The following is a 7,551-nucleotide window of genomic DNA, read 5'->3' as shown; positions in this document are numbered from 1 at the left end:
CCTACCCCCTGCCGCGGGCAACACCTGAGGCCGGCGAAGCCGGCTCCTCGGTGTTTCCGGCCTTGGGCCGCTGTGCGCGAGTTGCCTAGAGCAGCCGCGAGACCTGCCTGGCCGCGTCGATCAGCGCCGGCAGCATCGTCTCCTGCATCACCTTGGCGCTCGTGCGGTTCGCCTGTCCGCTGATGTTGAGCGCGGCCACCATGCGCCCCTGCTTGCTGACGATGGGCGCCGCCACCGAGATGAGGCCCTCTTCGAGCTCCTGGTTCACGAGACACCACTGTTGCCTGCGCGCCTGCGCGACCTTGGCCATGAGCGCGTCGATGTCGGTCACCGTGTGCTTGGTGAGCGCCTCGATGCTCGAGGCTTCGAGCCGCGCGCGCACCTCGTCGTCTTCAAGATCGGCCAAGAGCAGCCGGCCTAACGACGTGCAATACGCCGGCAGCCGCGAGCCCACGCCCAGGCTGATGTGCATGATCTTTTTCGTCGGCACGCGCAGCACGTAGACGATGTCCGTCGCATCGAGCACCGCGGCCGAGCACGACTCCTGCACCTCTTGCACCAGCGCCTCCATCACCGGCTCGGCGCGGTTCCAGATCGGCATCGACGAGAGGTATGCAAAGCCCAGGTCCAGGATGCGCGGCGTGAGCGTGAAGAGCTTGCCGTCGGTCACCACATAACCCAGCGTCTGCAGCGTGAGCAGGATGCGCCGCGCGCCCGCCCGCGTGAGGCCGCTGCCCGCGGCGACTTCGCTCAGCGTCTGGCGCGGCGCGCTCTCGCTGAACGAACGGATCACCTGCAGGCCGCGCGCGAACGACTGCACGTAGCTGTCGCCGGGGGCGGGTGTTTCAGGTGGTTTCGTGATGGTTGTCATGGGGGGCGATTCTCTCTAGAATTCATTATACGAACAAATGTTCTGTATGCGAACATTTTGAGTCGACCTCTTTCGCTTCCCCTTCCGTTCCTTTTCGATCCACCCGGAGACAAGCTTCATGATCAACAAGATCGCGCGCTCGGTCGCCGATGCCCTCGCGGGCATCCCCGACGGCGCCACGGTTCTCATCGGCGGTTTCGGCACCGCCGGCATTCCCGGCGAACTCATCGACGGCCTCGTCGAGCAGGGCGCCCGTGACCTCACCGTCGTCAACAACAACGCGGGCAACGGCGAGACCGGTCTCGCGGCGCTGCTCAAGGCCGGGCGCGTGCGCAAGATCATCTGCAGCTTTCCGCGCCAGGCCGACAGCCAGGTGTTCGATGGCCTGTACCGCAGCGGAAAGATCGAGCTCGAACTCGTGCCCCAGGGCAACCTGGCCGAACGCATCCGCGCCGCGGGCGCCGGCATCGGCGCCTTCTTCTGCCCGACCGGCTACGGCACCGAGCTCGCGGGCAACCGCGAAACGCGCGAGATCGACGGCAAGCAGTACGTGCTGGAGTACCCCATCCACGGCGACGTGGCGCTCATCAAGGCCGAGCGCGGCGACCGCTGGGGCAACCTGGTCTACCGCAAGGCCGCGCGCAACTTCGGCCCGGTGATGGCCATGGCCTCCAGGAAAACGGTGGCCACCGTGCACGACATCGCCGAACTCGGCACCCTGGACCCCGAGACTGTCGTGACCCCGGGCATCTTCGTGCACCAGGTGGTGCGCATCGAACGCGTGGCGACGCAAGCCGGCGGTTTCAAGAAGGCAGCATGAACATGACCACCCCGACCACCACATACACACGCCGCACCAAGGACCAGCTGGCCGCCCGCGTCGCGCAGGACATCTTCGACGGCGCCGTCGTCAACCTGGGCATCGGCCAGCCCACGCTCGTGGCGAATCATTTGCCGCAGGGCCGCGAGGTCATTCTTCAAAGCGAGAACGGCATCCTCGGCATGGGCCCTGCGCCCGAGGCCGGCGAGGAAGACTACGACCTCATCAACGCCGGCAAGCAGCCCGTCACGCTGCTGCCGGGCGGCTCGTTCTTTCACCATGCCGACAGCTTCGCGATGATGCGCGGCGGCCACCTCGACATCTGCGTGCTCGGCGCGTTCCAGGTGTCGGCCACGGGCGATCTCGCGAACTGGCACACCGGCGAGAAAGACGCCATTCCCGCCGTCGGCGGCGCGATGGACCTGGCCATCGGCGCCAAGCAGACGTGGGTGATGATGGACCTGCTCACCAAGCAGGGCACGAGCAAGCTGGTCGAGGCATGCACCTATCCGCTGACCGGCATCGGGTGCGTCAAGCGCGTGTACTCCGACCTCGCCACGCTCGAATGCACGCCGCAGGGCCTGAAGCTCGTCGACCTCGTCGAGGGCCTCACGCGCGAAGAGCTCGAGAAGCTCGTCGGCCTGCCGATCGCTGCCTGACCCGTTCAACCATTCAAGAGACAGACCACATGACCAACCAAGCCTTCATCTGCGACGCCGTTCGCACCCCCTTCGGCCGCTACGGCGGCTCGCTCAGCAGCGTGCGCACCGACGACCTGGGCGCAGTGCCCCTGCGCGCACTGATGGAACGCAACAAGAACGTCGACTGGCAGGCCGTGAGCGACGTGCTCTACGGCTGCGCCAACCAGGCCGGCGAAGACAACCGCAACGTCGCGCGCATGTCGGCACTGCTCGCGGGCCTGCCGCTCGAACTCGGCGGCGCGACCATCAACCGCCTGTGCGGTTCGGGCCTCGATGCGGTCGGCACGGCAGCCCGCGCCATCCGCGCCGGCGAAGCCGGCTTGATGATCGCCGGCGGCGTGGAAAGCATGAGCCGCGCGCCCTTCGTCATGCCCAAGGCCGAGAGCGCCTTCAGCCGCAACAACGCGGTGTACGACACCACCATCGGCTGGCGCTTCGTCAACAAGCTCATGAAGGCGCAGTACGGCGTCGACTCCATGCCCGAGACGGCCGAGAACGTGGCCACCGACTACAAGATCGAGCGCGAGGCGCAAGACCTGATGGCGCTCAACTCGCAGCTGCGCGCCGTGGCCTCGCAGAAGTCCGGCTTCTTCGATGCCGAGATCGTGCCCGTCACCGTGCCCCAGAAAAAGGGCGACGCCCTCATCGTCAACAAGGACGAGCACCCGCGTGACACCACGCTGGAGGCGCTGGCCAAGCTCAAGCCCATCGTGCGCCCCGACGGCACCGTGACCGCGGGCAATGCCAGCGGCGTGAACGACGGCGCCTGCGCGCTGCTGCTGGCCGACGAAGCCAGCGCGGCCAAGCATGGCTTGACGCCCCGCGCCCGCGTGGTCGGCATGGCCACCGCGGGCGTCGCGCCGCGCGTGATGGGCATCGGCCCCGCACCGGCCACGCAGAAGGTGCTGGCGCTCACCGGCCTCACCATCGACCAGATCGACGTCATCGAACTCAACGAAGCCTTCGCCGCGCAGGGCCTCGCCGTGCTGCGCCTCCTGGGCCTGAAGGACGACGACGCGCGCGTGAACATCAACGGCGGCGCCATCGCGCTGGGCCACCCGCTTGGCGCGAGCGGCGCGCGTCTGGCCACCACCGCGGTGAACCAGCTGCACAAGGGCGGCGGCCGCTACGCGCTGTGCACGATGTGCATCGGCGTGGGGCAGGGCATTGCCGTGATCCTGGAACGCGTCTGATGGCGATGGTCGGCCTCGCGCGGCGCGAGCTGCTGCTCGGTTTGCTGGCGGCAGCGGGCGTGCCCGCTTACGCGCAGCAGGCCGATGCCAAGCCGATCCGCATCGTCGTGCCCTTCGCGGCCGGCGGCGGCAACGACGTGTTCGCGCGCCAGATGGCCAAGGGCCTGGGCGAGCTGCGCAAGTCCGGCGTCATCGTCGACAACAAGCCCGGCGCGGGCGGCAACCTCGGCACCGAGCAGGTGGTGCGCAGCGCGCCCGACGGCAGCACGCTCCTGCTCGGCCACACGGGCACCGTGTCGATCAACCCCGCGCTCTACAAGGGCCTGAAGTTCGATGCGCGCAAAGACCTCGTGCCCGTGGCGATGTTCGCGTCATCGGCGCTCGTGCTCGTGGTGCCCGCCGCATCGAAGGTGCGCAGCGTGGCCGACCTCGTGGCCGAGGCGAAGGCGCGGCCCGGCATGCTCGACTACGCATCCAGCGGCAGCGGCACCGGCGGGCATCTCTCCGGCGAGCTCTTCGCGCAGCGCACCGGCACCAAGCTCAATCACATTCCCTACAAGGGCACCAACCCCGCGCTCACCGACTTGGCGGGCGGGCAGGTGCAGATGATGTTCAGCGTCATCCCGCCCGCGCTCGCGCTCGTGAAGGGCGGGCGGCTGCGCGCGATTGCCGTCACCGGCGACAAGCGCCTGCCCACGCTGCCCGATGTGCCCACCGTGGCCGAAGCTGCGGCCAGCCTGCGCGAACTCGCGGGCTTCGAGAGCACGCTCACCTACGGCATCCTCGCGCCGCGCGGCACGCCCGATGCGTTCGTGAAAGAGCTCGCGGCGCAGATGCTGAAGGTGGCGGGAGAAAAAGAATTCCAGTCGCGCCTCGACGTAGAAGGCGCCGTGCCCTTGCTCGGCGGGCCCGCCGAGTACGCGGCGCTCATCGCGCGGGAGAGCGCGATGTGGGCGGCGATCGTCAAGAGCTCGGGCGCGGTGGTGGAGTAACCGCAGCCCGAATCAGGCGGGCAGAAGAACCGCCTGAGAGAAGTTTCAAACCAAGAGAACCGAAAGAAGAGGATCAGAGGATGAAGAAGTCGAACACAACGCGACGCGCCATTGGCGTGGCCGCCGCACTCGCGCTGGCCACCGCCGCGCTCGCGCCCGTCACCGCATCGGCGCAGGCCGCACAGGCAACATTCCCCACCAAGCCCGTGCGCATCATCACGCCGTTCCCGGTCGGCGGCGGCCCCGACGGCGTTGCGCGCCTGGTGGCCGACAAGCTCTCGCGCGCCTGGGGCCAGCCGGTGGTGGTGGAAAACCGCCCGGGCGGCAACGGCTTCATCGCCATCGACGCCTTCAAGCGCGGCGCCAAAGACGGCCACGACATCATCGTGCTCGACAACGTGCACCTGGCCGCATACCCCGCGCTCTTCAAGAAGCTGCCCTACGACAGCGCCAAGGACTTCGACACGCTGCTGCCGCTCTTCAAGACCTACTTCTTCTTCACCGTTGCCACCAACAGCAAGTACAAGACCGTGGGCGACCTCATCGCCGACGCCAAGGCCAACCCCGGCAAGCTGGACTACGGCTCGTGGTCGGTCGGCAACCCGGTGCACCTGGGCTCGGAGCTGTTCGAGTCGGCCACCGGCACGCAGATGGAACACATCATCTACAAGGAAACCACGCAGCTCTACACGTCCGTCGCGACCGGCGAGCTGGCCTTTGCGCTGGGCAGCAGCGCCACCGCCGGCCCGCTGCAGCGCGCGAACAAGCTGCGCTTCCTGGCCGTGGCCGCGCCCCAGCGCAACGCCGCCTTCCCCGACGTGCCGACCGTCGCCGAATCGGGCGGCCCCAAGGGCTTCGAGGTGATCGGCTGGAACGCCATTGCAGTGCCCAAGGGCCTGCCCGCCTCGGTGACCGAGAAGATCAAGCGCGATATCGAGAAGGGCTTGGCCGAACCGGACGTGCTGGAGAAGTTCAAGAGCTTTGGGTATGAGCCGTTTCCGACGACGCGGCCGCAGTTCGATCAGTTCGTGGCGAGTGAGACGAAGCGGTTTGGGGATGTGATCAAGAAGGCGAACGTTTCGCTGGATTGAGCACCGGGGCTTGAAGCCCGGCCCGTCGCTCCGTGCGTCCCGCGCGGAGTGACCGCCGCCGGTGCGTTCGCCGTCGATGGCCGCGCAACGATCTCGATGCCGATCGGCATCAGCGGCAATGTCTTCCAATCGGCAATGCTCCTGGACGGCAGCCACCGCATTGCGCTACCACCCGCAACGTCGACGTGGCCGGCGAGCACCTTCAGCACCACACGCGCGCTGTTTAGCGCTCGCCACCCTAGCGACGGCGACGTGCTGCCGGCAATCTGAACACCGCGTAGGTTTTCAACCCGACTTCGATGCCTAGACAACGGCAGCCGATGGTGTCAGCACCCCCGAGGACGTCGCCTGTCTTGATGGTTGACGGTCTTGCCTTTTGGTGGAAGTAGGCCCGTGAGAGCTTGATGCGCCGGCGATTTACATGCCTCGGGTTTATAAAGCCATTGATCAAATTCATAATCCAAAAGCTAAATAGCGAGTTGCGCATTCAACGCCTTTCCGATTCGGAGCATATGTTCCTGCATCGCGTCGAAAGACGTTTTCATAAATGGGATGGCCCAGCGTTGCGGATAGCAATGTTCTCGATAGGTGAAACCCTCAAATTTGAGTCCGTGAGATTGCTCGTCTTCAATAAAACTAACAGAAATTGCCGCTCCGACGACGCTTCGGTGCTTTGAGTGATTTACCAAAGCCGCCACGTGCCTTAGTTCTGCGTTGTTCAACATGGCGCTAATTTCAGCTTGGAGAGGACTGGGTGTAAGCAGTTCGCAGACCGCTTTTATTGAGATTCGAGAGGGCTTTAGTTGATTAAGATTCAATGCAAAATAAACGACATGCGCTAGCGTGTCTTCGGTCGCGTGAATGCATTGTAAAAAGGCAATTAAATTTGCTTCCGCCTCCGTGCGTCGAGAATGAAATTCGTGATACTCGGGCGTATTTTTGGGAAATACATAGTTGGTCAAAATATCATCTGAATTGGTTTCTTTAAGCTGTGCGCCTATCAGTCGCTCTACCTCGCAATAATGGTATTTCATGTAGTCCTGCCGCTTGCAGACGGACTGGGCGCACGTGGCGGTTTTCTGCGCCTGATCGCGCCCATGAAGGTGTTCTACGCGGTCGTTTAGCTCCCTCAGACTCCATGCTTGCAGCAAATCAGGTTCTCGTTTGATCTGAGTCGACATTGCATTACCTCTTAGCTAAAAAAGTAAAATCTTGTGCACCTATTCGATACCCGCTGAGGTTCCACGACGCGGCCCCAATTCGGCATACTCTGCATGATGATGTGTTGGCTTGTCTCGATCAAATTCGGCCAATAATCGCGATCGACTTGCCTTCCACATATCATAGATTCTCTTTTTTGCATTACTTCGCAATTTTGCCGAATCAGTTAAATTGCTGCAGGTAAGTTCCCGGATTTCTTGGTGAATTTGTTTAATTGGTTCAAACGGATACCACCCATCGGATGCTCCGTCGGCTGGAATGTTTTTGAACACGCCTCGAACCTCTTCAATTGCAACACTCAGCTTTGTGAGTACCTGAAGTCGTTGTTCTTGGGTCGGAGCCTCTATTTCTGTGTATGCGAGAGCCGCAGCAATCGCTTCAACCATGTGTCCCCAGACAGCCCGAAGGGCCTGTAGGTAGCTATTGCGCCGCTGAAAAGCAAATGCGAGATATGCCGCCGGAATTGCAATTACGAGAGGAATAGCATCCTTGTATGCGGCGTAATAGGCTGAAGGGTTTTGATCAAATGGCCGTCGCAATAATATTGCGACAATAATTGCAATTGCATACACGCCAATTGCCAGAATAAGAATCCAGCGGAGATGATTTCGGGTCATATTGTGGTGCTCAAGATTTCTGGTGAATGCGATCTCTTCTTGCTT

Annotated in this window: 9 protein-coding genes; 6 read left to right on the top strand and 3 right to left on the bottom strand. The window is 63.5% G+C overall.

Translation table 11 applies throughout. The features are described 5' to 3' along the window. Positions 1-85: 85 nt before the first annotated feature. Positions 86-871, bottom strand: coding sequence for an IclR family transcriptional regulator domain-containing protein (locus JC881_RS14850; RefSeq protein ID WP_198786482.1), 786 nt, complete (start codon positions 869-871; stop codon positions 86-88). 118 nt (positions 872-989) lie between these two features. Between JC881_RS14850 and JC881_RS14845 the strand changes: the two genes are divergently transcribed. The 6 genes from JC881_RS14845 to JC881_RS14820 all read left to right on the top strand — a co-directional run bounded on the left by JC881_RS14845 (position 990) and on the right by JC881_RS14820 (position 5,938). Continuing rightward, entirely contained in the window at positions 990-1,691 is a 702-nt protein-coding gene (locus JC881_RS14845) for a 3-oxoacid CoA-transferase subunit A (protein WP_198786481.1), read from the top strand. Further along, complete coding sequence (locus JC881_RS14840; RefSeq protein WP_269823170.1) at positions 1,688-2,350, top strand: 3-oxoacid CoA-transferase subunit B; 663 nt, start codon at positions 1,688-1,690, stop codon at positions 2,348-2,350. Before JC881_RS14845 ends, JC881_RS14840 begins: the two co-directional genes overlap by 4 nt. A 29-nt stretch (positions 2,351-2,379) precedes the next feature. Further along, positions 2,380-3,585 carry a 3-oxoadipyl-CoA thiolase gene (gene pcaF / locus JC881_RS14835; protein WP_198786480.1) on the top strand — a complete coding sequence of 402 codons (1,206 nt, stop codon included), beginning with the start codon at positions 2,380-2,382 and terminating at the stop codon, positions 3,583-3,585. Further along, positions 3,585-4,577: a Bug family tripartite tricarboxylate transporter substrate binding protein gene (locus JC881_RS14830; RefSeq protein WP_198786479.1), complete on the top strand. Its 993-nt coding sequence runs from the start codon at positions 3,585-3,587 to the stop codon at positions 4,575-4,577. Before pcaF ends, JC881_RS14830 begins: the two co-directional genes overlap by 1 nt. 80 nt (positions 4,578-4,657) lie before the next feature. After that, positions 4,658-5,668 (top strand): Bug family tripartite tricarboxylate transporter substrate binding protein, encoded by a 1,011-nt coding sequence (locus JC881_RS14825; protein WP_198786478.1) that lies wholly within the window; start codon positions 4,658-4,660, stop codon positions 5,666-5,668. 96 nt (positions 5,669-5,764) lie between these two features. After that, complete coding sequence (locus JC881_RS14820; RefSeq protein WP_198786477.1) at positions 5,765-5,938, top strand: hypothetical protein; 174 nt, start codon at positions 5,765-5,767, stop codon at positions 5,936-5,938. A gap of 197 nt (positions 5,939-6,135) precedes the next feature. On the opposite strand, the gene JC881_RS14815 is transcribed toward JC881_RS14820, so the two are convergent. Continuing rightward, on the bottom strand, positions 6,136-6,849 hold the full coding sequence (locus JC881_RS14815; protein WP_198786476.1) for a hypothetical protein: 714 nt from the start codon (positions 6,847-6,849) through the stop codon (positions 6,136-6,138). Positions 6,850-6,888: 39 nt separating this feature from the next. Then, positions 6,889-7,506, bottom strand: coding sequence for a hypothetical protein (locus JC881_RS14810; RefSeq protein WP_198786475.1), 618 nt, complete (start codon positions 7,504-7,506; stop codon positions 6,889-6,891). Positions 7,507-7,551: the final 45 nt, after the last annotated feature.

The organism is Variovorax sp. IB41, from assembly GCF_016405905.1.
GTDB lineage: Bacteria > Pseudomonadota > Gammaproteobacteria > Burkholderiales > Burkholderiaceae_C > Variovorax.
The sequence above is the reverse complement of the archived record's forward strand: the minus strand, read 5'-3'. Positions and strand labels throughout refer to the sequence as shown.